This is a genomic window from Microbacterium sp. PRF11, assembly GCF_031844085.1.
In the GTDB taxonomy this organism is placed as follows: Bacteria; Actinomycetota; Actinomycetes; order Actinomycetales; family Microbacteriaceae; genus Microbacterium.
This window is the reverse complement of sequence record NZ_JAUZUP010000001.1, coordinates 625,847-649,723: the sequence shown is the minus strand read 5'-3', so window position 1 is coordinate 649,723 and position 23,877 is coordinate 625,847. Positions and strand designations below refer to the sequence as shown.

28 protein-coding genes and 1 tRNA gene are annotated in these 23,877 nt (G+C 71.4%); 15 read left to right on the top strand and 14 right to left on the bottom strand.

From position 1 onward, the window contains the following. Positions 1-402: 402 nt before the first annotated feature. Positions 403-1,764, top strand: coding sequence for a glycosyltransferase (locus tag Q9R20_RS03055; RefSeq protein WP_311247949.1), 1,362 nt, complete (start codon positions 403-405; stop codon positions 1,762-1,764). A 36-nt stretch (positions 1,765-1,800) separates the two neighbouring features. Here the strand turns inward: Q9R20_RS03055 and ligD are convergent, their stop codons facing one another. Further along, a complete protein-coding gene (gene ligD / locus Q9R20_RS03050) occupies positions 1,801-3,033 on the bottom strand; it encodes a non-homologous end-joining DNA ligase (protein WP_311247948.1) in 1,233 nt (410 codons plus the stop codon). A 473-nt stretch (positions 3,034-3,506) separates the two neighbouring features. Then, positions 3,507-4,379 carry a Bax inhibitor-1/YccA family protein gene (locus tag Q9R20_RS03045; protein ID WP_311247947.1) on the bottom strand — a complete coding sequence of 291 codons (873 nt, stop codon included), beginning with the start codon at positions 4,377-4,379 and terminating at the stop codon, positions 3,507-3,509. A 142-nt stretch (positions 4,380-4,521) separates the two neighbouring features. On the opposite strand from Q9R20_RS03045, the gene Q9R20_RS03040 reads away from it, so the two are divergent. From Q9R20_RS03040 to Q9R20_RS03025, 4 genes are all read left to right on the top strand, one after another. After that, positions 4,522-5,520, top strand: coding sequence for a glycerophosphodiester phosphodiesterase family protein (locus Q9R20_RS03040; protein WP_311247946.1), 999 nt, complete (start codon positions 4,522-4,524; stop codon positions 5,518-5,520). 311 nt (positions 5,521-5,831) lie between these two features. Then, a complete protein-coding gene (locus Q9R20_RS03035) occupies positions 5,832-6,761 on the top strand; it encodes an FAD-dependent oxidoreductase (RefSeq protein ID WP_311247945.1) in 930 nt (309 codons plus the stop codon). A 123-nt stretch (positions 6,762-6,884) separates the two neighbouring features. Continuing rightward, a complete protein-coding gene (locus tag Q9R20_RS03030; protein WP_311247944.1) occupies positions 6,885-7,937 on the top strand; it encodes an ABC transporter ATP-binding protein in 1,053 nt (350 codons plus the stop codon). 2 nt (positions 7,938-7,939) lie between these two features. After that, positions 7,940-9,022: an ABC transporter permease gene (locus Q9R20_RS03025; RefSeq protein WP_311248398.1), complete on the top strand. Its 1,083-nt coding sequence runs from the start codon at positions 7,940-7,942 to the stop codon at positions 9,020-9,022. Between the two features lie 56 nt (positions 9,023-9,078). Here Q9R20_RS03025 and Q9R20_RS03020 read toward each other — a convergent pair whose 3' ends face one another. The 3 genes from Q9R20_RS03020 to Q9R20_RS03010 all read right to left on the bottom strand — a co-directional run bounded on the left by Q9R20_RS03020 (position 9,079) and on the right by Q9R20_RS03010 (position 11,358). Further along, positions 9,079-9,915 carry a DUF72 domain-containing protein gene (locus tag Q9R20_RS03020; protein ID WP_311248397.1) on the bottom strand — a complete coding sequence of 279 codons (837 nt, stop codon included), beginning with the start codon at positions 9,913-9,915 and terminating at the stop codon, positions 9,079-9,081. Further along, complete coding sequence (locus Q9R20_RS03015) at positions 9,912-10,118, bottom strand: hypothetical protein (RefSeq protein ID WP_295837823.1); 207 nt, start codon at positions 10,116-10,118, stop codon at positions 9,912-9,914. The genes Q9R20_RS03020 and Q9R20_RS03015 overlap by 4 nt, the downstream gene beginning before the upstream one ends. A gap of 244 nt (positions 10,119-10,362) precedes the next feature. Then, entirely contained in the window at positions 10,363-11,358 is a 996-nt protein-coding gene (locus Q9R20_RS03010; protein ID WP_311247943.1) for a GTP-binding protein, read from the bottom strand. Between the two features lie 80 nt (positions 11,359-11,438). Between Q9R20_RS03010 and ykgO the strand changes: the two genes are divergently transcribed. From ykgO to Q9R20_RS02995, 3 genes are all read left to right on the top strand, one after another. Further along, a complete protein-coding gene (ykgO, locus tag Q9R20_RS03005) occupies positions 11,439-11,561 on the top strand; it encodes a type B 50S ribosomal protein L36 (protein WP_056226526.1) in 123 nt (40 codons plus the stop codon). An 82-nt stretch (positions 11,562-11,643) separates the two neighbouring features. Continuing rightward, the gene (locus tag Q9R20_RS03000; protein WP_295837818.1) at positions 11,644-11,952 is read left to right on the top strand and encodes a helix-turn-helix transcriptional regulator; all 309 of its coding nucleotides are present in this window, start codon (positions 11,644-11,646) and stop codon (positions 11,950-11,952) included. Further along, entirely contained in the window at positions 11,949-12,245 is a 297-nt protein-coding gene (locus tag Q9R20_RS02995) for a hypothetical protein (protein ID WP_311247942.1), read from the top strand. The genes Q9R20_RS03000 and Q9R20_RS02995 overlap by 4 nt, the downstream gene beginning before the upstream one ends. A gap of 85 nt (positions 12,246-12,330) precedes the next feature. Here the strand turns inward: Q9R20_RS02995 and Q9R20_RS02990 are convergent, their stop codons facing one another. Next, positions 12,331-12,555: an RNA-binding S4 domain-containing protein gene (locus Q9R20_RS02990; protein WP_295837812.1), complete on the bottom strand. Its 225-nt coding sequence runs from the start codon at positions 12,553-12,555 to the stop codon at positions 12,331-12,333. A 4-nt stretch (positions 12,556-12,559) separates the two neighbouring features. Continuing rightward, a complete protein-coding gene (locus Q9R20_RS02985; RefSeq protein ID WP_311247941.1) occupies positions 12,560-13,330 on the bottom strand; it encodes a DUF2071 domain-containing protein in 771 nt (256 codons plus the stop codon). A gap of 66 nt (positions 13,331-13,396) precedes the next feature. On the opposite strand from Q9R20_RS02985, the gene Q9R20_RS02980 reads away from it, so the two are divergent. Further along, positions 13,397-13,732, top strand: a complete 336-nt coding sequence (locus Q9R20_RS02980) for a metalloregulator ArsR/SmtB family transcription factor (RefSeq protein WP_311247940.1) — start codon at positions 13,397-13,399, stop codon at positions 13,730-13,732. A gap of 49 nt (positions 13,733-13,781) precedes the next feature. Here the strand turns inward: Q9R20_RS02980 and Q9R20_RS02975 are convergent, their stop codons facing one another. Both Q9R20_RS02975 and Q9R20_RS02970 read right to left on the bottom strand, forming a co-directional pair. Then, positions 13,782-14,174, bottom strand: a complete 393-nt coding sequence (locus Q9R20_RS02975; RefSeq protein ID WP_311247939.1) for a nuclear transport factor 2 family protein — start codon at positions 14,172-14,174, stop codon at positions 13,782-13,784. A gap of 54 nt (positions 14,175-14,228) precedes the next feature. Next, a complete protein-coding gene (locus tag Q9R20_RS02970; RefSeq protein ID WP_311247938.1) occupies positions 14,229-14,846 on the bottom strand; it encodes an HD domain-containing protein in 618 nt (205 codons plus the stop codon). A gap of 327 nt (positions 14,847-15,173) precedes the next feature. Here Q9R20_RS02970 and Q9R20_RS02965 point away from each other — a divergent pair, with 327 nt between their 5' ends. Continuing rightward, on the top strand, positions 15,174-15,638 hold the full coding sequence (locus Q9R20_RS02965; RefSeq protein WP_311247937.1) for a hypothetical protein: 465 nt from the start codon (positions 15,174-15,176) through the stop codon (positions 15,636-15,638). A gap of 133 nt (positions 15,639-15,771) precedes the next feature. Here the strand turns inward: Q9R20_RS02965 and Q9R20_RS02960 are convergent. The 3 genes from Q9R20_RS02960 to Q9R20_RS02950 all read right to left on the bottom strand — a co-directional run bounded on the left by Q9R20_RS02960 (position 15,772) and on the right by Q9R20_RS02950 (position 17,466). Continuing rightward, positions 15,772-15,844, bottom strand: a tRNA-Met gene (locus tag Q9R20_RS02960). Between the two features lie 82 nt (positions 15,845-15,926). Continuing rightward, positions 15,927-16,580 (bottom strand): GntR family transcriptional regulator, encoded by a 654-nt coding sequence (locus tag Q9R20_RS02955; protein ID WP_311247936.1) that lies wholly within the window; start codon positions 16,578-16,580, stop codon positions 15,927-15,929. Further along, positions 16,561-17,466, bottom strand: a complete 906-nt coding sequence (locus Q9R20_RS02950; protein ID WP_311247935.1) for an EamA family transporter — start codon at positions 17,464-17,466, stop codon at positions 16,561-16,563. The genes Q9R20_RS02955 and Q9R20_RS02950 overlap by 20 nt, the downstream gene beginning before the upstream one ends. A 61-nt stretch (positions 17,467-17,527) precedes the next feature. Here Q9R20_RS02950 and Q9R20_RS02945 point away from each other — a divergent pair, with 61 nt between their 5' ends. Next, complete coding sequence (locus Q9R20_RS02945; RefSeq protein ID WP_311247934.1) at positions 17,528-17,899, top strand: hypothetical protein; 372 nt, start codon at positions 17,528-17,530, stop codon at positions 17,897-17,899. 7 nt (positions 17,900-17,906) lie between these two features. On the opposite strand, the gene Q9R20_RS02940 is transcribed toward Q9R20_RS02945, so the two are convergent. Continuing rightward, on the bottom strand, positions 17,907-18,344 hold the full coding sequence (locus tag Q9R20_RS02940) for a MarR family transcriptional regulator (RefSeq protein WP_311247933.1): 438 nt from the start codon (positions 18,342-18,344) through the stop codon (positions 17,907-17,909). A 53-nt stretch (positions 18,345-18,397) separates the two neighbouring features. Here Q9R20_RS02940 and Q9R20_RS02935 point away from each other — a divergent pair, with 53 nt between their 5' ends. Both Q9R20_RS02935 and Q9R20_RS02930 read left to right on the top strand, forming a co-directional pair. Further along, positions 18,398-18,766 carry a VOC family protein gene (locus Q9R20_RS02935; RefSeq protein WP_311247932.1) on the top strand — a complete coding sequence of 123 codons (369 nt, stop codon included), beginning with the start codon at positions 18,398-18,400 and terminating at the stop codon, positions 18,764-18,766. Between the two features lie 103 nt (positions 18,767-18,869). Then, positions 18,870-19,808, top strand: coding sequence for a hypothetical protein (locus Q9R20_RS02930; RefSeq protein WP_311247931.1), 939 nt, complete (start codon positions 18,870-18,872; stop codon positions 19,806-19,808). 67 nt (positions 19,809-19,875) lie between these two features. Here the strand turns inward: Q9R20_RS02930 and Q9R20_RS02925 are convergent, their stop codons facing one another. Further along, entirely contained in the window at positions 19,876-20,283 is a 408-nt protein-coding gene (locus tag Q9R20_RS02925) for a YccF domain-containing protein (protein ID WP_311247930.1), read from the bottom strand. Between the two features lie 135 nt (positions 20,284-20,418). On the opposite strand from Q9R20_RS02925, the gene Q9R20_RS02920 reads away from it, so the two are divergent. Next, positions 20,419-20,898, top strand: a complete 480-nt coding sequence (locus Q9R20_RS02920) for a general stress protein (RefSeq protein WP_295837783.1) — start codon at positions 20,419-20,421, stop codon at positions 20,896-20,898. A 407-nt stretch (positions 20,899-21,305) separates the two neighbouring features. Then, positions 21,306-23,738 carry a UvrD-helicase domain-containing protein gene (locus tag Q9R20_RS02915; protein WP_311247929.1) on the top strand — a complete coding sequence of 811 codons (2,433 nt, stop codon included), beginning with the start codon at positions 21,306-21,308 and terminating at the stop codon, positions 23,736-23,738. Positions 23,739-23,877: the final 139 nt, after the last annotated feature.

Genomic DNA, 23,877 nt, shown 5'->3' with positions numbered 1-23,877 from the left:
AATCGAGAGCGGGGCCCCTTCCCCGATCGACTCGAAGACGACACCCCTCCACCGGACGGCGGCGCCGTTGCTCTGTCCTCAGCCGGTGAGGGTATGCGGGGCCCCTTCCCCGATCGACCCGGAGACGGTGCCCCTTCGCCGTCCGGCGTCAGCGGCGCTCTGCATCGATGCGGCATGAGGCGAAGCGGCGGCCACCACCGGGCCTCGGAAGACTCCGCGTGTCGTGTGGCGAGGTGGCCCCGGGGCCACTTCCGTCGCCCCGGGGCCACCCGCAGCGCCCCGGAGGGCGGACGGCCCGCGCGGGCGGCGCCCCGGGGCCATTCCGGGCGCCCCATCGAGCCGACGCGCCCGCCGACCCCTGACACGCCGAGGACCCGCCACCGGGTGCGGGAGGATGGGGGCGTGAGCGACGCCGAGTTCCCCGACGCCTGGTATCTCATCCTCTCGAGCCGGCTCATCCCCGACCTCGACGGCGGGTACACGATCTCCACGCTCTCCCGCGCACGTCAGATGACGGATGCCGGTGCGGCACCGCTGCTTCTCACCGTCGACCCGGGTGCGGTCGACGCCCACGCGATGCAGCGCGCGACCTTCGTGGAGCGCGGCGCGGCGGCGGCATCCGAAGTCTTCCGGAACCTCTTCGACGAGGCGGTCGCGCCCGCGGGCGGCGCGGCGGATTGGCTGCGCGAGGCGGCTCACGACGGGCGGGCCGATCCCGCCCTGGAGTACCGCGACGTCGCGGGGGGCACGGTGTCGCTGCCGGTCGTCGTCGACCCGGACTGGCACCTGACGACGGCGCCGATCGTCGTGCGCGACACCACGGGCGAGCCGGTGGGCGTCGTCGACGGATTCGGCGCCCTGTACCGGGCGTGGCTGACCCATCTCACGGCGGAACTCCGGGCCGAGGACGACCGCCCGATCGTCGTCATCTGCGAGTCGCGACAGCTCGGCGAACTCATCGTGGGCTGGGGCGACGACCGCGTGCGCATCCTGCACACCGTGCACACGATCCACCTCGAGCCGCCCTACCGCGAGGATTCCGACCTCAATGCGCTGTGGCGACGGTGGTTCGAGATCTCGCCGCGCTTCGACGCGGTGCTCTGGCCGACGGCCTACCAGCGCGCCGATGTGCGTGGCCGCTTCGGAGACGCGGCCAATGACCTCGTCGCTCCGCACGCGGTGCCCGTGCCCGACGTGGTCGTGCCGTCGGCCGAGCGCGACCCGGGACGGGTGGTCGTCCTCGGCCGTCTGGCGCCCGGCAAGCGGCTGGAGCACGCCGTCCGCGCGTTCGCGCGCGCGGCGGTTCCCGGCGCGCGCCTGGAGCTGTGGGGCGAGGGGGCGCAGCGCGGTGCGCTCGAGGCGCTCGTGGGGGAGCTGGGCCTCGCGGACTCGGTCGCTCTTCCCGGGTTGACCACCGACCCGGACGCCGTTCTCGACCGGGCCGCGGTGTACCTCACCACCTCGGCGTTCGAGGGGCAGGGGCTCGCTCTCGCCGAGGCCCTCGCGCACGCGACGCCCGTCGTCGCCTACGACATCCGCTACGGCCCGCGCGACATGCTGGCCGGGGGCGGTGGGATCCTGGTGCCGGACGGCGACGAGAACGCGCTCGCCGGTGCTCTGCGGCGGGTGCTGACGGATGCCGCGCTGCGCGAGCGTCTGTCACGCGAAGCCCGCGAGGCCGCGACGACGCTGAGTCCGGCCCGGGCCATGCGGACGCTGGCGGCGGCCTGTCGGGAGGCGCTGGGGCGTGAGCGGCGGCGCTGAGCCGGACTGCGTCCCGCCTGGCGCCGTGACCCCGGCTCAGGCGTCTGTGGAGCGGCCGGCCCAGGGGTCGTAGTCGGCGATCAGATCCTCTTGCGCCGGGCGCTCGGCATCCGGGACGTGCTGCAGATTCACGCGGACGCGGTACCAGAGCGAGCTCGACCCGCGCATGCCGTCGACGAGCACATCGGCGGGGTGGAGTTGTGCCGTCGCTTCGGGATGCCGCTGTTTCCACGTCTCGAGGGCCTCGAGGGCCTCGGGCTTGGTCTTGGTGCGGGCGACCTCGATGAGCGGCATGGTCGAGGCGCGGCGACCGGATCCGTCGGACCCGCGCGGGGGCTTCTCGGCGGGGCCGAGCTCCTTCGCCAGGGCGAGGAGGGCATCGAGGGAACCGGCGGCGTCGTCGATCCCGGCGTGCGGATCGCCGATCGTACGGAAGCGCTCGGGCACGGTGAGGACGGTGAACTCCTCGGGGCGGCGATCGCGGACCTCGTCCCACGTCAGCGGGGTCGAGACGCGGGCGTCGGGGAGTGCGCGGATCGAGTACGCCGAGGCGACCGTGCGGTCCTTGGCGTTCTGGTTGAAGTCGACGAAGACGCTCTCGCCGCGCTCCTCCTTCCACCAGCGGGCGGTCGCGAGGCCGGGCGCACGGTTCTCGACCTCGCGGGCGAGTGTCTCTGCTGCGAGGCGCACGTCGGCGTAGCCCCACTCGGGGCGGATGCGCACGAGGATGTGGAGACCGCGTGACCCGGAGGTCTTCGGCCACCCGACGAGACCGTGGTCCTCGAGCACCTCGCGGGCGATGAACGCGACGTCGACGATCTGCGACCAGTCGACCCCGGGCATCGGGTCGAGGTCGACGCGGAGCTCATCGGGGTGGTCGAGGTCCTCGGCACGGACGGGGTGCGGGTTCAGGTCGAGGCAGCCGAGGTTGACGACCCACGCCAGTCCCGCGGCATCCCGGATCACCGTCTCCTCGGCGGAGGTGCCGGAGGCATAGCGCAGGGTCGCGGTGTCGATGAAGTCGGGGTGCTTCTCGGGCACGCGCTTCTGGAAGAAGGGCTCCTGGTCGAGACCCTTCGAAAAGCGCTTGAGCACCATGGGCCGGCCGCCGGCGCCGCGCAACGCTCCGTCGGCGACCGCGAGGTAGTACCGCACGAGGTCGAACTTGGTGAGGCCGGGCTCAGCGAAGACGACCCGGTCGGGGCTCGTGACGCGCACCTCGTGGCCGTCGATGTCGAGGATCTCGGGGGGAGTCTTCGAGGGGCTCATGGCGCGAGGCTAGCGCCGGGCCGCGCGCGCCCGCTGCCCCTTGCAGCGCGCGGCCGGGTTGGGGGTCGGCGGGCGGCTCGGGGGCCCGTGGTGTGGATCGAGTGTCCGAAACACCCGGTGCGCGGGCCCGTGGTGTGGATCGAGCGTCCGAAACACCCGGTTCGCGGGCTCTTGGTGCGGACCGAGTGTCCACAACACCCGGAGGATTTCCGCGGGCGTCCGGGTGTTCTGGACACTTAACGGTGCACACCGCGCGCGGGAGCACGCGCGCCGCAGACGAGGTCGCCGAGCGCGGCGCGACCGCGCGCGGGTGGCGAGGACGTAGGCCGGTCGAGTGTCCACAACACGCCGTCAGGAGGACCACGGTAGCGGCGTGGCTCGGACACTCGACGGGCGGTGCCGGCGGGCGAGTCGGGGCGGGAACGGTGAAGGGCCGCCCCGGAACGGGACGGCCCTTCGTGCGAGTCGGTGCGTCAGTTGTTGCCGCGCACGATCGCGATGAGGCGGAGGATCTCGACGTACAGCCACACGACGGTGACCATGATGCCGAAGGCGCCGACCCAGCCGTAGACGCGCGGGGCGCCGTTGCGGACGCCGCGCTGGATCTGGTCGAAGTCGAGAACCAGCGAGTACGCGGCCATGATGACCACGAGCACGCCGATGATGACGCCGAGCGGGATGCCGAAGATCTCGATGCCGCTACGGAGGCCGAAGGCGCCGCCCGCGAGGGGCACGTTGAACAGCATGAGACCGAGGTTCAGCAGGCTGAAGACGAGGTAGCCGACCATCGCGATCATGAAGATCTTGGTGGCGCGGGCGGAGGCGCGGATCTTGCCGCTCGCGAAGAGCGCGAGGGTCACGCCGACCACCGAGAGGGTGCCGAGCGTCGCCTGCAGGACGATGCCGGGGAACATCATCTCGAAGAAGGCCGAGATGCCACCGATGAACAGACCCTCGAACGCCGCGTAGGCGACGAAGACCGGGACGGACGGCTTCTTCTTGAAGATCGCGACCATGGCGAGCACGAAGCCGCCGAGGCCACCGATGATCATGGGCAGCGCGCTGGGCTGCGGGTTGGCGGCGGTGACGCCGCTCATCGTCCAGATCCAGCCGACGACGGCGGTCACGACGAGGATGCCGAACAGGGCCAGCGTCTTCATGACGGTGTCTTCGACCGTCATGCGGCCGGTGTCGACGGCGCTCGCGGACGGGGCCGCGTACGCGCCTTCGATGGTCGCGGCGGCGGCGGGGTCGACGGCCGGGGGCGGGCTGTAGCGCGTGTTAGCGCCACCGGCTCGAGGGTCCTGGAACGCCGGGGTATTGAATGCCGGGTTGTTGAGGGCCACGGGAACTCACACTCCAAAGATGGTGATCACAGCACCGTGCTGTCAGACAACACTAGCCGAGGGCTCCGCGAGAATCCCGGTGTTGACTGGGATTCTGCTCAGAGCGGACCCTCCGTTCACCCGGGCTGGCTAGCGTGTCGAGGTGCCTGTCGTGATCGGTCATCGCGGTGCCCCGGGATATCTGCCCGAGCACTCCCGCGGCTCGTATCTGCGCGCGATCGAGGCGGGGGTGGATGCCGTCGAGCCCGATGTCGTGCCCACCCGGGACGGCGTGCTGGTCGTGCGCCACGAGAACGAGATCTCGGCGACGACGGACGTCTCGAGCCGTTCAGAATTCGCCCACCGCTTCACCTCGAAGGTCGTCGACGGCGAGCTGCTCACCGGGTTCTTCACCGAGGACTTCACCTGGGACGAGCTGCGGACGCTGCGCTGTCGCGAGCGCATCCCGGCGCTCCGCCCGGCCAGCGCGGCACATGACGACACCGAGCCGCTGCTGTGCCTGCGCGACGTCCTCGACCTCGCGCGCGAGCGCGGCGTCGGCGTCGTCCTCGAGGTCAAGCACGCGGCATCCTTCGCCCGACTCGGCTTCGACCTCGCCGAGCTCGTCGGCGCCGAGCTACGCGCGGCGGGATGGTGGGATGCCGAGGACGCCCTCGTCATCGAGTCGTTCGAGCCGCAAGTGCTCGCGCGGCTGCGGGAGCGCGGCATCCGGGTTCCGCTCGTGCAGCTGATCGAGGCGGCCGGGGTGCCCGCCGACCATCGCGAGGGGGAGCCGACGTACGCCGACATGCTCCGGCCTGCGGGGCTTGCGGCGCTCGCCGAGGAGGTCGACGGGATCAGCCCCGACAAACGGCTCGTCCTCGCGCCGGACCTGCGCGGCCGGGCGAGCGGCCCCGCGCGCTTCGTCGCCGCGGCGCGCGAGCTCGGCCTGCGGGTGTTCACGTGGACCTGCCGACCCGAGAACGCGTTCCTCCTCCCCGCGTATCGGCGGCCCGGGGGCGATGCCGCCTTCGGCGATTACCGGTCGGAGTGGGCGGTGCTGCGCGACACGGGGCTCGACGGTGTCTTCGTCGACCATCCCGACCTGGGCGTGGAGTTCTTCCGGGGTGAGTCGAGCACCGAGGGCTCGCCGAACTCCTGAGTTCCGCGAGCCGGGCCGTGCCGAACTCCGGAGATTCCGGGCCGCCGCCCGGGTCACCGCCTTGGATTCAGCGGCGTTCCGACGCCGGGGCGCCGTTTCTCCGGAGTTCGGCGCGCCCTGGACGCGCATCGCGCGACCTCGAGCGCCCTCAGCCCCACCCGGGCACGGAGCCGCCTCACGCCGCACGCCCACCCCTCAGCCCACGCGCCGCACGACCCCGCCCACTCCGGACCGACCCCGCGGCGCAACCCCGCCCGACCCCGCCGCGCAACCCCGACCCGCCGCCTCGGATCTCGCGCGAGGATGACGCCATGACGGTGGACGTGACGGTGGTCGGTGGAGGCATCTCGGGACTCGCGTGCGCGCGAGCGGTTCGGGATGCCGGGCGCTCGGTGCGCGTGCTCGACCGGGGGCGGCGGGTGGGCGGGCGTCTGTCGAGCCGCACGATCGACGGTCGCCCGGTCGACCTCGGGGCGTCGTACTTCGTGGTCGGGGAGGCGGAGGGCTTCGGCCACGTCGTCGCCGACTGGGAGGAGCGCGAGCTCGCCCGGCCGTGGACCGACACGTTCCAGGTGATCGACGCCGAGGGCGGTCGAACGCCGAAGCCCGGGCCCATGCGGTGGGCGGCTCCCGCGGGTCTCCGCTCGCTCGCCCTCGACCTCGCCGAGGGCCTCGACGTGACGTCGGAGCGCGTCGTCGAGAAAGCGGAGCCGTTCCGCGTCGACGGGCAGGAAGCGGGCGAGGTCGTGCTCGCGATGCCCGCACCGCAGGCCGCTCGCCTGATGGGGGAGGCGCCCGGCGGCGCCCAGGAGTGGGAACCGGTGATCGCCGTCGTGCTCCGGTGGGACGAGCGCCAGTGGGATGCCGATCTGCACGGGGCCTTCGCCGACGGCGACGCCGACGTGTCGTTCCTCGCCGACGACGGCGACCGTCGGGGCGACGGCGCTCCCGTGCTCGTGGTGCACACGACCGCCGACCGCGCCCGGCAGCACCTCGACGACCCCGACGCGGCGATCGCGCCCGTGCTCGCCGCGACCCGCCGACTCCTGCGCATCGACGCCGAGCCCGTCGCGACGCACGCGCATCGCTGGACCTTCGCGCGTCCCGTCGAGACGACCGGCCGGCCGTTCTTCCGCTCCCCGGGGCTCTCCGCGTGCGGCGACGCGTGGGGCGAGAGTGCGGCGGTGCGCACCGCGTGGACGTCGGGCGATGAGCTGGGGAAGGTGCTCGCGGCATCCTGAACCGTGCGTGCGGGACACGCGCGGGGGTCGAGCGTCCGAGGAACACGGGCCGCCCGCGGAATCGCGGGGTCGGAGCGCTCACCGCGCCCGAGCCGTGTCGGAGGGTCCCCCTAGGGTGGGGCCATGGATGCCGGTATCGACGTCGCAGGGGTGAAACGGTCTTTCGGTGCGGTGCACGCCGTGCAGCAGGTGACCTTCACCGCCTCTCCAGGCCGGGTCACCGGACTCGTCGGGCCCAACGGCTCCGGCAAGACGACGCTGATGCTCATGCTCGCGTCGCTCCTCCGACCCGACGAGGGCGAGATGCGCATCGGGGGCGTCGACCCCGTGACCGATCCGGCCGGGGCGCGACGTCTTCTCGGGTGGATGCCGGACTCCCTGGGCGCGTGGCCGAGCCTCACCTCGCGCGAGGTCCTGGTGGCCACCGGGCAGCTCTACGACCTGTCGCGTGACGACGCACGATCCCGGGCCGACCACCTGCTGGAGCTGGTCGACCTCGGCGCGCTCGCCGCGTCGCCGGCGCGGGTGCTGTCGCGCGGGCAGAAGCAGCGCCTCGCGCTCGCGCGTGCCCTGGTCCACGATCCGCGGGTGCTGCTGCTCGACGAGCCGGCGTCTGGCCTCGATCCTCAGGCCCGCATCTCCCTGCGCGTGCTCCTACGGCGCCTGGCGGGCGAGGGGCGGACGATCCTCATCTCGAGCCACGTGCTGTCCGAGCTCGAAGAGGTGGTTGACGACGCCGTCTTCATGGTCGACGGCCGCACGGTCGGGACCGACCGTGTCGCTGCGGCGGCGACCCGTATGCGGGTGTGGCGCGTGCGCGTTCCCGCCGACGTCGCCCGATCGATGGATGCCGTGCGCCTCGACGTCGCGGCCGCCCTCGGGCGCGCGGGGCACGAGGTGGGCACCGATCGGCGCGACGTCCTCGTGCCGTTCGCGGACGAGGCGGGCGCGGTCGCCGGCCTGCGCTCGCTCGTGAGCGCCGGCCTCCCGATCGTGGAGTTCGCGCCGGCCGTGGGCGACCTCGAACACGCGTTCCTCGATCTCCGGGCCGACGCCGCGCCCCCGAAGCCCGCGGACGCGGGCGGAACCGTCACGACCGAACCCGCGCCGCCCGGCTCCTGGCAGCCACCCGCAGCGCCGCCCGCCGACCGCGCCGACGACGGGAGCGCCTCGTGAACATGCACCGACTGCGCACCATCATCGGCATCGAGCTGCGCCAGCGCGTGCGCTCCGTCGGCTGGTACGTGCTCCTGGGCGTCTTCGCCGTCATCCTGATCGGGCTGCTGGGCCTGTCGTTCGCCGCGTTCTCGCTCACGACGGGCGGCAGCGAGTGGTTCTTCTCGCTCGTCATCATGCTCGTCCTACTGCTGACGCTGCTCGTCTCGCCGACCCTGAGCGGGAGCGCGGTCAACGGCGATCGGGATGCCGCGACCCTCGCGCCGGTGCAGGTCACCCTCGCGACGACCGGCGAGATCGTGCTCGGCAAGTTCCTGGCCGCGTGGATCTCCGGTCTGGCGTTCCTGGTCGTCGCGGCACCGTTCCTCGTCATCGCCACGATCGCCGGCGAGCTGAACCCGGCGGCGATCGTCACCTCGCTCGGCATCCTCGTCATCGAGGTCGGCGTCGTGGCGGCGATCGGCGTCGGTCTGAGCGCGGTCATCGCGCGGCCGATCTTCTCGGTGGCCTCGACGTATCTGCTCGTCGCCGCGCTGACCCTGGGCACGTTGATCGCGTTCGGGCTCGGCGGGGCAGCGCTGCGTACCGAGGCGACGACCGTCTCGCGCGACGTCGACTGGACCGCGGTGCCCCCGGGGTGCGACCCCAGCGCACCGGTGCGGTCGAGTGATTGCCCGAGCTACGACGACCTCCCGTGCGTCGAGTCGACGACGGTCTACGAGCAGCCGCGATTCGACCGCGTGTGGTGGCTGCTCGCGGCGAATCCCTTCGTCATCCTCGCCGACGCGACCCCGCCCACGTACGTCGGCGGAAACCCCACCGACCTGTTCACGCAGTTCGCATCGGGCGTCCGTCTGGCTCAACTGCCCCCGGAGGAGCCCACCACGTATGACGGGTGCGCGCGGTCGGCGCAGTGGTACGCCGACGAGTACCCGAGCGTCCAGGAGCGCGTCGAAGGGACCACCCCGAGCTGGTTCGTGGGGCTGCTCGTGCAGCTGATCCTCGCGGGCGCTCTCCTCGCCTGGGGGGTGGCTCGCACGCGGACCCCCGCGAAGCGCCTGCCGCCGGGGACGCGTATCGCCTAACGGTTCGGCGGTGCGGGAGAGGACGGGCCGCACCGCACCGCACCGCGCCAGGGCCGTCAGCGCAAACGTTCCGCGAGAGCCATCGCGTCCCACGGGGCCCGGCCGCGGGCGTCGTTGTCGAAGTAGACGTAGGTGTCGCGCGGCATCCCGTCGTCCGCCGCCGAGCCATCGAGCCAGCCGCGAATCCGGTCGGCCCAGGCGTCGAGCTCGGCGTCGGTGTATCCGCTGGCGTACAGCTCGTGCGCGCCGTGCAGCCGGATGTAGACGTGGTCGGCCGTGATCGCGTCGAACGTCGGCCAGCGTCCGGCGGTGTCGGCGTAGACGAGGGCGACGCCGTGGGCGCGGAGGATCTCGAGAGCGCGGGGATCGCGGAACGAGTCCGACCGCGGCTCCAGCGCGTGCCGCACCGGCACGTCGGCGTCGATCTCGAGCCAGTCGCGCCCGTCAAGCCGCTGGTCGTGGTCGCGCGCGAGAGCGAGAGCCCCGCCCGTCGTCCGCGGCAACTGGTTCAGGAAGTCATCGAGCAGGTCGGCGTCGAACTCGACGCGCTCCGGCAGCTGCCACAGGAACGGCCCCAGCGCGGGTCCGAGTGCGAGCACGCCCGACGCGAAGAAGTTCGCCAGGGCCGTGTGCACGCCGTTGAGACGCAGCATGTGGGTGACGTAGCGCGACCCCTTGACCGCGAAGACGAAGCCGTCGGGCACGTCCGCCCGCCATTTCAGGTAGCTCGTGGGCCGCTGCAGCGAGGAGAACGACCCGTTGAGCTCGACGCTCGGCAGGCGCTCGCCGACGAACGCCAACTCACGCCGCTGCGCGAGCCCGCGCGGGTAGAAGTCGCCGCGCCACCGCGGATACCGCCACCCCGAGATGCCGACGAACGCCGAAGAGGTCAGGCGTGACCCTCGGCGGCGGGGAAGCCGGGCTCGGGGACGGGTGTCTCGCCGTCGATCGCGTCGCCGGTGTGGTCGTCGAGGTCGACGTTCTCCTCGGCTTCGGCGGCGTCCTCGCGGACCTCGTCGGTCACGGCATCGGTCGGGGCGGCCGAGTCGGCACGGGCGTCGTCGGCGTGGCGGGAGGGGATGTCAGGAGTGCTCATGCCACCACGGTGCTCCTCTCCACGCGCCCGGACGACCGGCTTGACATCATGCCGGTCGCATCGCTCCACTCCGCGATTCGGGGCGCGACCGACCACTGGGGGCGCCTTTCTCTCGCCCCGGCCCGCCGAATCCGCCCCGAGCCGTCCCCGACCCACCGGAGGCTCCCCGAATGGCCCGGGACCCGCCGACTTCGCCGCGAACCCCCGGACCCCGCCGCGAGCCGTCCCGGACCCTGCGGCAGCCTCAGTCCGTGGCATCCGGAATCGAGGACTCCACGGCGGGCCAGGCGGGCAGCGGGTCATCGAAGGTCAGCCACGCCGAGGGCCCGGCCGAGAGCTCGTCGTCGGTGAGAGCGGCCGCGTCGAGGGTGTGCGAGAGACGGGGGATGGACATGTCGAGACCCGTGAAGACGAGCTCCTGGCCGAGGCCCATGCGGCCGTCGTCTGTGCCGAGCGGTTCGATCCACATGGCTGAACCGATGTGCTCCCACTTGGCCAGGATGCCGGGACGAGACGCCAGCCGGCAGAATCCGGCCGAGCGCACGAGGCGTCCGGCGGCGCCGTCGTCGAGTCGGTCGAGCGCGGTCGACAAGCGCGCGGGGTGGAACGGTCGGACCTGCTCGTAGCGCACCGTCGCGACCCGGTTGTCGCGCATGAACGGGTCGTGCTCGTCGTTGAGTGCGCGCACCCAGCCGGCCCGCTCCAGCAGTTCGCCGTCGTGCTGCGCCGGCGATCGGAGGTCGTCCACCGGGTCGCGCGAGAGCCGCACGACGGCGGTCGGGTTGAGGTGCGAGGCGAGGGCCATCTGCACGGACAGGGCCGCGGTCGGCACCGTCTCCCAGTTGATCCAGACGACACGGGTGGCGAGCTCGATCGCGAGGGCGGCCTGACGGGCGCGGGCGCCGACGTCGCCGCGGGTGTCGCCGGGACGGACGGATGCCGCGAGCGGAGCGTCGTCGAGCAGGTCGCCGATCATGTGCCGGGCGTCGACGATGCACACCGCCTCGACCTGGGCACCGCCCTGCGTGGTGAGCCCGTGGATGAGGTCGGCGTCGGTGCCCATGTCGACGATCGCGATGTCGCTGCCGGTGCGGGTGCGCGGATGCGGCAGGGTGTGCGCGGAGCGCAGGTCGGTGTGGCGCAGCGTGTGCAGGGGGCGACGCGTCGCGGCGGCGGCGCGCTCGGCGTAGGCGCGGCGCTCCGGGGCGCACACGCCCATGATCGCGATCGGGCGGGGCATGGCATCCACCTCTCGTTTGGTCAGCGGGTCACCAGCACTCTAGCCTGTTACTGAGAACGGTTATCAACAAGGAGGATGCCATGAAGGTGCGCGCGTCGATCAAGTCGCTGAAGAAGCAGCCCGGTGCACAGGTGGTGCGCCGCCGCGGCAAGGTCTTCGTCATCAACAAGCTCAACCCCCGGTTCAAGGGGCGTCAGGGGTAGCCGCGCGATAACGGAAACGAGAACCGTTCCCGGTTGAGTGAACATATTGCAATCCGTTTATGCGTGTGGTGATGTGGATGCCGTGGAAACGATCGCCGGGCTCGACGACGCGGCGGAGTTGTTCAAGGTCCTCGGCAGCGAGTCGCGTCTCGCGCTCGTCTGGCTGCTGAGCCGTGAACAGCTCACGGTCGGCTCTCTCGCCGAGCGCGCCGGCCTGTCGCAACCGTTGGTGTCGCAGCATCTGCGCACCTTGCGGCAGGCGGGTCTCGTGACGTCCGAGCGCGAGGGCAAAGAGATCCGCTACGCCCTCGCGGATCAGCATGTCGCTCACGTCGTGCTCGACGCGATCGCCCACGTCACCGAACCGACCGACCAGGGGAACGAAGAATGAGCACTGCCGAGACCCACGCCGAGCACTCCGTCGAGGAGCACGCGCACGGCGACGACTGCGGCCACCAGAAGATCGAGCACGGCGACCACGTCGACTACGTGCACGGCACCCACCACCACGCGCTGCACGGCGACCACTACGACGAGCACGAGTCGAAGGCCGAGCACGGCGTCGAGGAGCACCGTCACGGCGACGACTGCGGTCACGAGAAGGTCCAGCACGACGACCACGCCGACTACGTGCACGACGGTCACCGTCACGCGCTGCACACCGACCACTACGACGAGCACTGAGCTCGAGCGGCATCCTGTGTCACGAGCGCAGGATGCCGCGGGGCCCGCTTCCCTCCGGGGTGGCGGGCCTTCCGTGTTCCCGGCTTCAGGCCTGAACGCGGAAGGAGCGTCCCTCGAAGGTCACGACGTCCCCGACCTGGAGCTGCCGCCCACGGCGGCGATCGACCTCCCCGTTGACCTCGACGTAGCCGTCGATGATGGCCTCCTTGACGTCGCCGCCCGAGTCGAGGACGCCGGCGAACTTCATGAACGGGCCGAGGCGGATGCTCTCGCTGCCGACGGGTACGTCCTGGGGTGCGGAAGCGGTCATGGGGTCAATCTTGCAGCAGTCGCGGGCTCGGCGCGGGCGCGTTGACTCCGCTCCAGCGTGTCGGCACGTCGTGCATGAACAGGGCGTGATCGAACTCGGCGGATCCGGCGGGGAGGGCCTCGAAGAAGGTCGACTGCAGGTCGGTGACGACCAGGGGCTCCACACGCCACGCTTCGGTGCTGAGTCGAAGTCCTTCGAGTCGTCCCGAGCGCGAGGGCGACCAGCCGACGGCATCCTTTCGGAAGAACATCGAGGACTCCTCGAGTGTCTCGAAGAGGCGGCTGTGGAACGGGATGCCGGAGCCCCGGCGAGCTGCGACGTGAACGCGCAGATCGTCGGCGCCGACGTCGACCGTGAGGTCGCTCTCGGTGGCGCGGAAAGTGACCGCGGCGGGGAGATGCGTGCCGGGGAAAACTCGGCCGCCGGCCAGACGCGCGAGTCGCGAGGAGCTGTGGCGGCGGGGGATGTAGACGCCGGTTGCCGGGCCGTCGGCGGTGTCCCACTCGACCGCGATGCGGTGAGCGGCGTTCCGACTGCGGTGCCCGATCGCCGGGGCGAACCACGCGGGGCGGAACGCGGTGAGGTGGATCAGGCAGACGCCTGCCACCGCGTAGCCGGCGATGAGCTGCGGGCGCAGGCCCCGGGGAAGCAGTGACTGTGCGACCTCGCGGTCGACGCGATAGTTGACGAGCACGCGCTGCGCGATCCTCGCCGCCATCGGTGGGATGGGCGGCGCGGCGTTCGCCCGTTCCCGAGCATCCGACTTCACGTCCATGGGAACTCCTTTGCTATTTAGCGAAGAAGCTACACGCAATTTAGCTTTGGTGCTAGATTGGATGCCGTGACCGACGCCGCATCCGACATCTTCGCGGCCCTTGCGCATCCGACGCGTCGTCAGATTCTGCAGGACCTGAAAGACGGTGAGATGGCCGCGGGTGAGATCGCGGCCCGGTTCGACGCGAGCGGGCCGACCATCTCGCGGCACCTCGGGGTACTGCGCCAAGCCGGCCTGATCACCGAACGGCGCGATGCGAATCGCATCCTGTACTCGCTCGTCGGTGAGCGTTTGGCGTTGTCCGTGGGCGACTTCTTGTCGACGGTGTGTCCCGAGCAGATCGTGCTGCGCGAGGTACGGAAGCGGCGGGCTCCATCCGTCGGTTCGGCGGCCGACCGCTAGGTCGTCACGCCGCAGACGCTGGCCGGGAGCGGTATCGCCCCGCTCGCGGTCAGGAGTCGGACGGCTGCGACGCCACCCACCAGTCCGTGAACATCGCGGCGCTACCGTCCTCCGCGAGGCGGATCACCATGAGGTTGTCGTAGCGTCTTGCCTTTTCGGTGGCGGTGGGATAGTCCGTCCATCCCCGGATGACGGCGATATCTCCGTCGACGGCGGTCAGCTCGTGCGCGAACGACCACGTGCCCGGTTCGTCTTTCTGCGCGAGCCACGCGTCGACGATCGCTTCGCGACCCACCCACGGTGCGGTCGCCGGCCCGTCACGGTACTCGGCATTCTCCGTGAACAGGGCGCGGATGTCATCGGGATCGTTCGTCGACCACGCGCGGACGTAGCGAGCGATCCAGTTCTCCGCTGCGGCGACGGCATCGTTGCGATTCTGCATTCCGTCAGGCTCGCGGAGGATCCGTGAGCGCGCAAGCGCCTGAGGTTCGTGCTCTCAGACCCGCCTCGCGGCCTCCACCCACGGCGCGGAGCGTCCCGCGATCGCCGCCCCCGCCCGCGCCCGTCCATCGGCGTCGACGACGACGGCCCACTCCTCCAGCGTCGCCCCGTGCTCGAGGAGCCGCTGCTCCAGTCGGCGCACGGCACGCCGCGAGGGCTCGCCGGTGACCGACGTCGTGACCATGTGGTTGCGGACGATCGCCAAGATCGGTTCGGAGAGGGATGCCGGCCACCCCGCCCGCTCCGCCAGCACGGCGACGAGGTCGGCCCCGTGCTCCGCGTGCCCCCGCGAGGTGAGACGACCGTCCACGAGCCGGGTGGTGGCCGGTTTGCCGATGTCGTGCAGGAGGGCTGCCAGCACCACGACCTCGCGCCGGATGTCGGGGCGCCACGCCGAGCGCCACGCGGATGCTGCGGCATCCATCGCGAGAAGGCTGTGTGTCAGCACGTCGCCCTCCGGATGCCAGACGGCATCTTGGGCGACACCCGCGAGACCGGCGAGCTCGGGGATCCGTTCGACGAGCCCGGCGGCGCGCACGTCGTCCGCGGGGTGGTCCGAGGTCGAAGCGATGGCGCGGAGGAGTGCTGTGGCGTCCTGGAGTGGTGCCGTCATGCGTGTGCCCTCCTCACCTCCGTCGTTCCGGCCCGAAATGCCCCGTGCGACGAATGCTCTCCGAGGAAGCATATGGACGGTGACGCAAGGGCGAGATGACGAATAATCGGCCGAGAGAGTTCGGGCGGTCGTTTGTCGATGGCAGGGTGGAGGCATGGCGAGCCCTCGCGAGGATGAGACGCCCCCCTCGACATGGGTCGGCGGGATCGATCCTGCTTTCGATTTCGAGGCGCACTGCGGAGAGCCTGTCTTCATCGGTCGCGACCGCGCCGAGGCTCGATCCATCGGGTATGTCGGCGGCACACTGGCGTGCGAGGGGCGTGCCGAATGATCGCGGTCAGTCGACGAAAGCGCGTCACGTTGGCGGTTCTTTCCATCGTGGTCCTGAGCGCTGCGTTCGCGGCGCGAGCTTTTGGAGAGGCACCGGCTCCGTTGATGCGGGATGGCGATCGTTCTGCTGCAGCCTTCGCGGAGGGCGAGGTGCTCGCGCATGCGCAGCAGCTCGCTTCGGACGCGAGTGATCCCGCCCGCGCGGTTCTCGTGTTCTTAGCGTCTCCGGAGGATGAACTCGGGTCGTTGTCTCCCGTCCACCTCTCGTTGCTGTCCGCGCGAGACTCCACTTTCGCCGTCGCCTCCTACGTTCACGTCAGAGCGGGTGGGCCCGTGCTGGTGGGGGCGGACTACTGGGGGCGAGCTTGCCTCGAGTACACCCTGGACAGCGATCGACACGTGTCCGTGACGCGAACGGAATGCGGGGCGGGCGTCGCCGAAGCCCCCTTCCTTGTCGACTGAACGGACTCATCTCCCGCGGACGAGCAGCTCATCCGGCTGGAAGGCGGGGCGGCCCGCGGTCAAGGTCGACACGAAGACGACATCCACATCGTTCATCGGTGGGACGGACGCTGCGCCCGGCACGGCCTGTTCGACGCGACGGCGGGAGTCGAACCCGCCACGCCTTCGGTTATGAGCCGAGGCCCGGGACCGCCCGGATCGCCGCGATGTGGTCCCACGCTAGACCGCGCGGCGGGAGGCGCGAAGGTGCGTTGCGGGAGGTGACGGGATGTGTCGCCGTGTGGCGGCTCACCGTCGGCTGTCGAGGATCGCTCGCGTCGAGTGGTCGAGGTGCGCCCGCACTGCGCGCTCGGGATCGGCGAGGGCGGCGGTCACGTACGCGCGGTGCTCGACGGTCAGGGCGCCGGGTCCGTAGGCGGGGCGCACGTGCGTCAGCAGCAGGTGCATCTCGCCGTCGAGGCGGCGGTACTCCTCGGCGATGCGCGGCGATCCGGCCGCATCGACGAGTGCCAGGTGCACGCGGGCGTGCGCCTCGAGGGTCGCCGGCCAGTCGCCGGAGTCCTCCGCGCGAGCGAGGTCGTCCAGGGCGTCGTCGATCCCCGGGGGATGGATGCCGCGCTCCCGCACGATCCGCAGTGCCTCCGTCTCGAGGGCGCAGCGCAGCTGCTGCAGGGCGACGAGCGCGGCGTCGTCGAGCAGCGACACGCGCACCCCGCGGTAGGGCTCGGCGGTTGCGAGACGTTCCGCGGTGAGGCGGGCCAGTGCGGTGCGCGCGGTGTGGCGGGAGACGCCGTACGTGGCGCTGAGCTCCTCCTCGCGCAGCGGCGTTCCGGGCGGCAGCTCGCCCGAGAGGATGCCGCCGCGAACGGCGTCGGCGACGAGGTCGGCCGTGCGCGGGCCCGGCGCGGCCGAAAATGTGGGATCAGGGCCGGGGCGCGGCATCCGGAACCTCCTCGCGCCGGCGCGACGGGACGGAGACGACGGCGAGACCCACGGCGATGAGCGCCAGGCCGATCCCGCTGACGAGCGTCAGCCGCTCGCTCAGCACGAACAGCCCGAGCAGGGTCGCGGCGAGCGGCTCGGCGAGGGTCAGGGTCGCCACGGTGACGGCGCTGAGGCGCGCGAGGCCCCAGCCGAACAGCAGGTAGGCCACGGCGGTGGTCACGATGCCGAGCCAGAGGGTGAGGGACAGTCCCTCGGGCGTGAACAGCCAGGCCGTTCCGGCGAGGAGCAGCACCGGCACACTCGCGACCGCGGCCACGCCGAAGACCGCGCCCATCACATGCGTCGAGTTCCACCCCCTCTCGATCAGCGCCTTTCCGCACACCGTATAGAGGGCGTACGACATCCCCGCCCCGGCCGACGCGAGCAGGCCTGCGGGGGAGAGGGCCACCGCTCCGCCGACGACACCCGAGACGAGGACGACGCCGACCAGTGCGAGGGCGGTGGCGGTCATCCACCGCACCGACGGCGGACGGCGCAGGCGCACGGCATCCACGATCCCCGTCGCGATCGGCGCGGAGCCGAGCGCGACGACCGTGCCGACCGCGACGCCGTTGTCGCGCGTGCCGAGGAAGAAGAGCGGTTGGTAGGCGAGCACGCCGATCGCGCCCACGGCGATGAGCAGCGCCGCGCTCCCGCGCAGGGGCGGGCGGGGGACAGCGGCCCGCCGGGGGAGGAGCGCGATCAGACCCAGGATGCCGCCGCCCACGACGATCCGTGCGGCGCCGACCGCGAGGGGCGAGGCATCGACCCCGGCCAGTGCCTGCGCGGTGCCGGTGGTGGAGAAGCACAGCGCCGCGGCGAGGATGGCAAGCGCGGGGAGCATGAGTGAATTGTTACACAATCTTGGGACTCAGTGTTTCACGTCCGCGCGGCATGATGGGCGCATGCGCACCGTGACCGGAACCGTCCTCCTGATCGTGGCGACGGTCATCGGTCTCGTCGGTGCGTTCGCGTTCGCTGAGACGGGACTCGACTGGAGCTTCTCGAAGCCGTCGACCGTCTTGGAGGACTCTCCGCGGTGGGACGCCGAACGCGAGTTCAGCGTGGGGTTCGGCGTCTCGGCGCTCGTGGTCTGGCTGGTGCTCGCCGTCACCGCGTTCTTCGCCCTCCTTCTCGGGCGGGAGCGCCGACGCCCCGTGCTCGCCTCCATCCTCGTGGGGGTGAGTGCGGCCGTCGTTCTCGGGGCGGTCATCGCGGTGCTGTCGGTGCCGCCGGTCGGCGAGCAGTATCCGCTCCCGCCCTGGAATCGCGCCTGAACGCAGCTCAGTCGCGCAGAGCCTGCACCATCGAGCGCAGGGCGCGGAGGGCGGCGGCCTGCTCGGCATCCGTCATGCCGGCCAGCATCCGCTGCTCGACCGAGCGGACGGCGGCGCTCGCCGTGTCGAGCGTGCGGCGTCCCTTCTCGGTGAGCCGGGTCGGCAGTGCACGGCCGGCCGGTGGGGCGTCGGGGCGCTCGACGACGCCGTCCTGTTCGAGCGCCTGCAACAGGACGTTCATCGACTGACGCGTCACGAAGGCGCCGCGCGCGAGCTCCGAGTTCGACAGGCCCGGACGCTGGGCCAGCAATTCGAGGCAGGAGTAGTGCGTGATGGTCATGCCGAGGGGGCGCAGGACGTCCTCCATCGCCTGGCGCAACGCACTGGCCGCCTCTTTGAGGAGATATCCGAGAGACGTGTCGAGATCGATGCGCTCTTGTGCCATGTCAGTATTCTGACATACACTCGATGTCAGCTAACTGACATAAGGAGCGTCTCATGCCCGTCACCGGACCCGACTTCATCTCGCTGCAGGTGCGCGACCTCGCCGCCTCCCACGCGTTCTACGCGCAGTACCTCGGTCTCGAGCGCTCGCCCGCGGGCCCGCCGCACGCGGTCGTGTTCACGACCGCACCGATCGCTTTCGCGCTGCGCGACCTGGCACCGGGCACCGACCTGAGCGGCGTCGCCCAGCCGGGCGTCGGCGTCGCGCTGTGGCTGCACGCGACCGACGTGCAGAACATCCACGACGCCCTCGTCGCGGACGGCCACCGCATCGTGATGGAGCCGATCGACGGCCCGTTCGGCCGCACGTTCACCTTCGCCGACCCCGACGGCTACCACGTCACGCTGCACGACAAGGCGTGAGCTGAAGTCGGGGGCCGCACGATGCAGGGGCGCGAGCGCGGCCGAGCGGCGGCGGACCTGCCTCCCGGCCGGGCACCGGCCGCGCGCCGGGTAACGTAGGTGCATGGCGACGAGGGCGGCGGGACGCGGCATCCTGGCCCTCGGCATCGCCGGCATCCTGCTCGCCTTCGGCGCGATCATCGCGGTGATCGTCGACCCGTACACCCGGATGCCGATGCGGGTCAGCTCCACCACGGAGTGGCTGGCGACGTTCCTCTTCTTCCTCGGTGCCGCGTGGCTCGTGATCGGCATGGTCGCCGCGCGCACCCGCTTGGTGCGGCGTCCCGGCGCGGCCGCCGCGCGCGCGACCTGGATCGCGTCGACCCGGCCCTGGCGTGCGCGGGAATCGAGCCTCGGGGTGCTGCCGCTGGACCGATGGCTGATGATCGTCGTCCCCGGCGGTCTGCTCGTCGCCACCCGTGTCGTCCAGACGCCCCGCGACGGCATGTGGGGCGTCGCCGTCGCGATCGCGGGATGGCTGGTCTTCGCCGTCGCCGTGCGTCTGCTGCTCGGACGCCGCTCGCCCTGGCCGATCATCGCCGCGGTGGGGGGAGCACTCGTGCTGCGCTGCGTCGTCGCGCTCGGCGCGGTCGCACTGTCGGGGCCCGAGGGGATCTGGCACGCGCTCTGGGGCTCACCCGCTCTGCGCATCATCTACCTCGCGGTCGCGATCGCCCTCGTCGCGTGGGTCTTTGTCGCGGCGGGGTGGTCGCTGTCCGCTCAGCTCGGCCGCCGTCGCGCGGCCGGGATCGCCGTCGCCGGCATCGGCATCGGCTACGCGCTCCCCGCCGCGACCATCGCGATGATCGGCGCGCGCGACGCGCTGCGCTCCTGGAACGAGCAGATCGGCATCCTGCCCTGGGACCTCGCCCGGCTCACCGGCGTGCGGGACGCGGCGTTCCCGATCGAGGTCATCACCGTCACCGCGGTGATCGGTGCGGTGGCGACGGTCGCCGGCATCCTGCTCGCCCTGCCCGAGCGCGTGTACCGCCGGGCGCGCTGACGGCGCTGTGCGCGGCGTCTGGGCGCCGGACCGGTCCTGGCGGTGCTGTTCGGCGGGAGGCGCCGCGTCAGCGGCCGAGGGTCCGGTCGAACGGTCCGCCGCGACCCACCTCGCGGATCTCCTTGCCGAGCGGCATGAGAGACACGGCCACGAGCTTGAAGTTTGCGATCCCGAGGGGGATGCCGATGATCGTTACGCACAGCAGGAGCCCGGTAACGATGTGCCCGAGCGCCAGCCACCACCCGGCGAGGACGACCCACACGACGTTGCCGAGGAACGAGCCGACTCCGGCGGTGGGCTTTGCGACGACCTCGCGCCCGAACGGCCACAGCGTGTACATGCCCACGCGGAACGACGCGATGCCCCACGGGATCGTGACGATGAGGATGCACAGCACGATCCCGGCGGCCAAGTAGCCGAGGAAGAGCCAGAAGCCCGAGAGCACGAGCCAGAGGACGTTGAGGATCAGGCGCATGTCTCCATCATCGAGGCCGCGGCTGTGCGGCATCCGGGGTTTGACAGCGCTAACGCCCGTTCCACGGCGGCGCAAGCGCCCTCGACGGCGCGGCTCGCCGCACTACCGTGAGGTCATCGAGGGAAGGAACCCACCATGTCCGACATCACCCGCGCCACCCCCGAACGTCGCATCCTGTCGAGCTTCACCGACTACACCGGTGCGCAGGCCGCCGTCGATCGCCTCTCCGACGCCGGCTTCCCTGTCGAGCACACCGCCATCGTCGGACACGACGTGCGCATCGTCGAGCAGGTCACCGGCCGTCTCACCCGCGGTCGCGCCGCGCTGTACGGCGCCGCCTCGGGCGCCTGGTTCGGTCTGCTGATCGGACTGCTGTTCGGCCTGCTCGCCCCCTTCGGCACCTGGATCGCGCTGCTGCTGTGGGGCCTCGTCCTCGGCGCGGTGTGGGGCGCCGTCTTCGGTTTCGCCGGTCACGCCCTCACCCGCGGTCGCCGCGACTTCTCGTCCGTGAAGGGCTTCGAAGCCGAGCGGTGGGACGTGACGGTGGATGCCGAGCACCTCGCCCGCGCGCAGTCGCTGCTGTCGTCGGGTGCCGCGGGCGAAGACCGGGTCTGACCGCCGCGCTTCGCTGGGCCTCGTTTCGGGGCGTTGCGGGTGGCCCCGGGGCGTCGTGTGTGGCCCCGGGGCCATCTGCGCACGCTGAACCCGCTTCGTTGACGTGGCGTCGCTGCGGGGCGTTGCGGGTGGCCCCGGGGCGTCGGGTGTGGCCCCGGGGCCACCGGCGCTCGCTGAACCCGCTTCGTTGACGTGGCGTCGCTGCGGGGCGTTGCGGGTGGCCCCGGGGCGTCGGGTGTGGCCCCGGGGCCATCTGCGCACGCTGAACCCGCTTCGTTGACGTGGCGTCGCTGCGGGGCGTTGCGCGTGGCCCCGGGGCGTCGGGTGTGGCCCCGGGGCCACCGGCGCACGCGCCCGATCTCCCGGCGGGGCCGATGTCGGAGGCCCCGCCTAGACTTGATCCCGCCATGACCGACGCCTCCACGCCCCTCATCGTCGACGGTCCCGGACCGTCGGCATCCCGACCCGACGCCGACCTCCTCGAGGGGCTGAACGGTCCGCAGCGCGAGGCCGTCACCTACCGCGGCCAGGCGCTGCTCATCGTGGCGGGCGCCGGCTCGGGCAAGACGAGCGTGCTCACGCGGCGCATCGCGTCGCTGCTGCGCACGCGCGAGGCGTATCCCAGCCAGATCCTCGCCATCACCTTCACCAACAAAGCCGCCGGCGAGATGCGCGAGCGCGTGCACCAACTGATCGGGCAGAAGGCCGACGGCATGTGGATCTCGACGTTCCACTCGGCGTGCGTGCGCATCCTGCGTCGCGAGGCCGAGCAGTTCGGGTTCACCAAGTCGTTCACGATCTACGACTCCGGCGATTCCCGGGCGCTCATCAAGCGCTTGGTGAAAGAGCACGAGGGCGACTCCTTCGGCCTCACCCCGGCCGGCACCCAGAGCCGCATCTCGAAGCTGAAGAACGAGCTGGCGGATGCCGAGTCCTACGCGCGGTCCGCCAACATGAGCGACCCGGCCGAGCGCGTGTTCGTCGAGATCTTCGGTTCCTACCAGCGCGAACTGCAGCGGGCCAACGCCTTCGACTTCGACGACCTGATCGCTCAGACCGTCTATCTCTTCCGCGCCTTCCCTCAGGTGGCCGACCGGTACCGCAAGCGGTTCCGGCACATCCTCGTCGACGAGTACCAAGACACCAACCACGCCCAGTACGCGCTCATCCACGAGCTCACGCGTCCGCCGGGTTCCGACGCAGAGCCCTTCTCGTCCGGCGGAATGATGATCTTCGACGCCGAGCCCGCCGGCGAAGATGCGGCGTCGCTCACCGTCGTCGGCGACTCCGACCAGTCCATCTACGCCTTCCGCGGCGCCGACATCCGCAACATCAGCGAGTTCGAACGCGATTACCCCGGCGCCAAGGTGGTGCTGCTCGAGCAGAACTACCGCTCGACGCAGAACATCCTGTCGGCCGCCAACGCGGTCATCTCAAACAACTTCGACCGCAAAGACAAGAAGCTCTGGACCGACGTCGGCGCGGGCGACCCGATCATCGGCTTCACCGGGTACTCGCAGCACGACGAGGCGCAGTTCGTCGCCGACGAGATCGAGGCGCTGCACAAGAAGGGCGTCGACTACTCGGGCGTCGCGGTGTTCTACCGCACCAACTCGCAGTCGCGAGCGCTCGAAGAGATCTTCATCCGCTCGGCCGTGCCGTACAAGATCATGGGCGGCACCAAGTTCTACGAACGCGCCGAGATCAAAGACGCCCTCGCGTACCTCGTCGCGGTGGCCAATCCCGCCGACTCCATGGCCCTGCGGCGCATCCTCAACCGCCCGCGCCGCGGCATCGGAGACGTCACCGAGACGGCCATCGCCCGCTACGCCGCCGAGCACGACATCACCTTCCGCGACGCCCTGGCCAACTCGGCCCAGCTCGGCGTCGGCCCGAAGCTGCAGAAGGCCATCGATCAGCTCGACGCGGTGCTGACCGAGGCCACGGCGATCATGCTCCCGGCATCCGGAGAACTCGCTCCCTCCACCTCGGTCACCGAGGGGCTGACGCTGCTGCTGAACAAGAGCGGCTACTTCGACGCCCTGCGCGCGAGCAAAGACCCGCAAGACGAGGCGCGCCTCGAGAACCTCGACGAGCTCGTTGCCGTGACGCGCGAGTTCGCGCGTAACAACCCCGAGGGCACGATCATCGACTTCCTCACCGAGGTCACCCTCGTGGCGGATGCCGACGACCTCGACGACGCCTCGGGCTCGGTGTCGCTCATGACCCTGCACACCGCCAAGGGGCTCGAGTACGACGCGGTGTTCCTCACGGGCGTCGAGGAAGACCTGCTGCCGCACCGGATCTCGGCGAACGAGCCCGGCGGCCCGCAGGAGGAGCGCCGCCTCTTCTACGTCGGCATCACACGCGCGCGCAAGCGCCTGCACGTGTCGCTCGCTATGACCCGGGCGCAGTTCGGCGAGGTCACCGTCGCCATGCCCAGCCGCTTCCTGCAGGAGATTCCGGCCGACCTCATCGATTGGCGGCAGTCGCCCGGCGACGTCAACGGTCGCGGAGGGTCGCAGTCGCGTGCGCTGAACGCCCGCGGCCGTCGCCCCGGTCAGGCCGGCGGGGGCAACCGCTACGGTGACGACCTCGTGCCGCTGCCCAAGCGCGCCCCGGCCGACCCGAGCAAGTTCCCCAACCGCATCCCGGCGAAGGTGCGCGACAACGGCGACATGGTGCTCGCCGCCGGCGATCGCATCCGCCACGACGACTTCGGCGAGGGCCGCGTCGACGCCGTCACCGGCGAGGGCGCGAAGCGCGTCGCGCACGTGCGCTTCGACACCGTCGGCCCGAAGAAGCTGCTCGTCAAGATCGCGCCGATCACCAAGCTGTAGCGCGGGCGCCGGCCGCGTGGCCGGGCCGGGAGTTGCGGTCTGGTTGCGCTGCCCGTGCGTGCCCGGCGGGTCAGGTGCCCCGGCGCGCCGACATCGCCCGGCGCTTCCTCCTGCGCCGGGGTCGGCGCGGGTTTGCGGG

Bases quoted from the DNA above. Each gene is read 5' to 3' on its own strand.
- Q9R20_RS03025 (WP_311248398.1), top strand. From the start codon at position 7,940: ATGCACCGACTGCGCACCATCATCGGCATCGAGCTGCGCCAGCGCGTG.
- Q9R20_RS02970 (WP_311247938.1), bottom strand. From the start codon at position 14,846: ATGACGGCACCACTCCAGGACGCCACAGCACTCCTCCGCGCCATCGCT.
- Q9R20_RS02930 (WP_311247931.1), top strand. From the start codon at position 18,870: ATGGCGACGAGGGCGGCGGGACGCGGCATCCTGGCCCTCGGCATCGCC.
- Q9R20_RS02985 (WP_311247941.1), bottom strand. From the start codon at position 13,330: ATGGACGTGAAGTCGGATGCTCGGGAACGGGCGAACGCCGCGCCGCCC.
- Q9R20_RS03030 (WP_311247944.1), top strand. From the start codon at position 6,885: ATGGATGCCGGTATCGACGTCGCAGGGGTGAAACGGTCTTTCGGTGCG.
- Q9R20_RS02925 (WP_311247930.1), bottom strand. From the start codon at position 20,283: ATGCGCCTGATCCTCAACGTCCTCTGGCTCGTGCTCTCGGGCTTCTGG.
- Q9R20_RS02955 (WP_311247936.1), bottom strand. From the start codon at position 16,580: ATGCCGCGCCCCGGCCCTGATCCCACATTTTCGGCCGCGCCGGGCCCG.
- Q9R20_RS02950 (WP_311247935.1), bottom strand. From the start codon at position 17,466: ATGCTCCCCGCGCTTGCCATCCTCGCCGCGGCGCTGTGCTTCTCCACC.
- Q9R20_RS02990 (WP_295837812.1), bottom strand. From the start codon at position 12,555: ATGACCGCTTCCGCACCCCAGGACGTACCCGTCGGCAGCGAGAGCATC.
- Q9R20_RS02965 (WP_311247937.1), top strand. From the start codon at position 15,174: ATGATCGCGGTCAGTCGACGAAAGCGCGTCACGTTGGCGGTTCTTTCC.
- Q9R20_RS02920 (WP_295837783.1), top strand. From the start codon at position 20,419: ATGTCCGACATCACCCGCGCCACCCCCGAACGTCGCATCCTGTCGAGC.
- Q9R20_RS03015 (WP_295837823.1), bottom strand. From the start codon at position 10,118: ATGAGCACTCCTGACATCCCCTCCCGCCACGCCGACGACGCCCGTGCC.
- ligD (WP_311247948.1), bottom strand. From the start codon at position 3,033: ATGAGCCCCTCGAAGACTCCCCCCGAGATCCTCGACATCGACGGCCAC.
- Q9R20_RS02995 (WP_311247942.1), top strand. From the start codon at position 11,949: ATGAGCACTGCCGAGACCCACGCCGAGCACTCCGTCGAGGAGCACGCG.
- Q9R20_RS03035 (WP_311247945.1), top strand. From the start codon at position 5,832: ATGACGGTGGACGTGACGGTGGTCGGTGGAGGCATCTCGGGACTCGCG.
- Q9R20_RS02945 (WP_311247934.1), top strand. From the start codon at position 17,528: ATGCGCACCGTGACCGGAACCGTCCTCCTGATCGTGGCGACGGTCATC.
- ykgO (WP_056226526.1), top strand. From the start codon at position 11,439: ATGAAGGTGCGCGCGTCGATCAAGTCGCTGAAGAAGCAGCCCGGTGCA.
- Q9R20_RS02940 (WP_311247933.1), bottom strand. From the start codon at position 18,344: ATGGCACAAGAGCGCATCGATCTCGACACGTCTCTCGGATATCTCCTC.
- Q9R20_RS03010 (WP_311247943.1), bottom strand. From the start codon at position 11,358: ATGCCCCGCCCGATCGCGATCATGGGCGTGTGCGCCCCGGAGCGCCGC.
- Q9R20_RS02935 (WP_311247932.1), top strand. From the start codon at position 18,398: ATGCCCGTCACCGGACCCGACTTCATCTCGCTGCAGGTGCGCGACCTC.
- Q9R20_RS02975 (WP_311247939.1), bottom strand. From the start codon at position 14,174: ATGCAGAATCGCAACGATGCCGTCGCCGCAGCGGAGAACTGGATCGCT.
- Q9R20_RS02915 (WP_311247929.1), top strand. From the start codon at position 21,306: ATGACCGACGCCTCCACGCCCCTCATCGTCGACGGTCCCGGACCGTCG.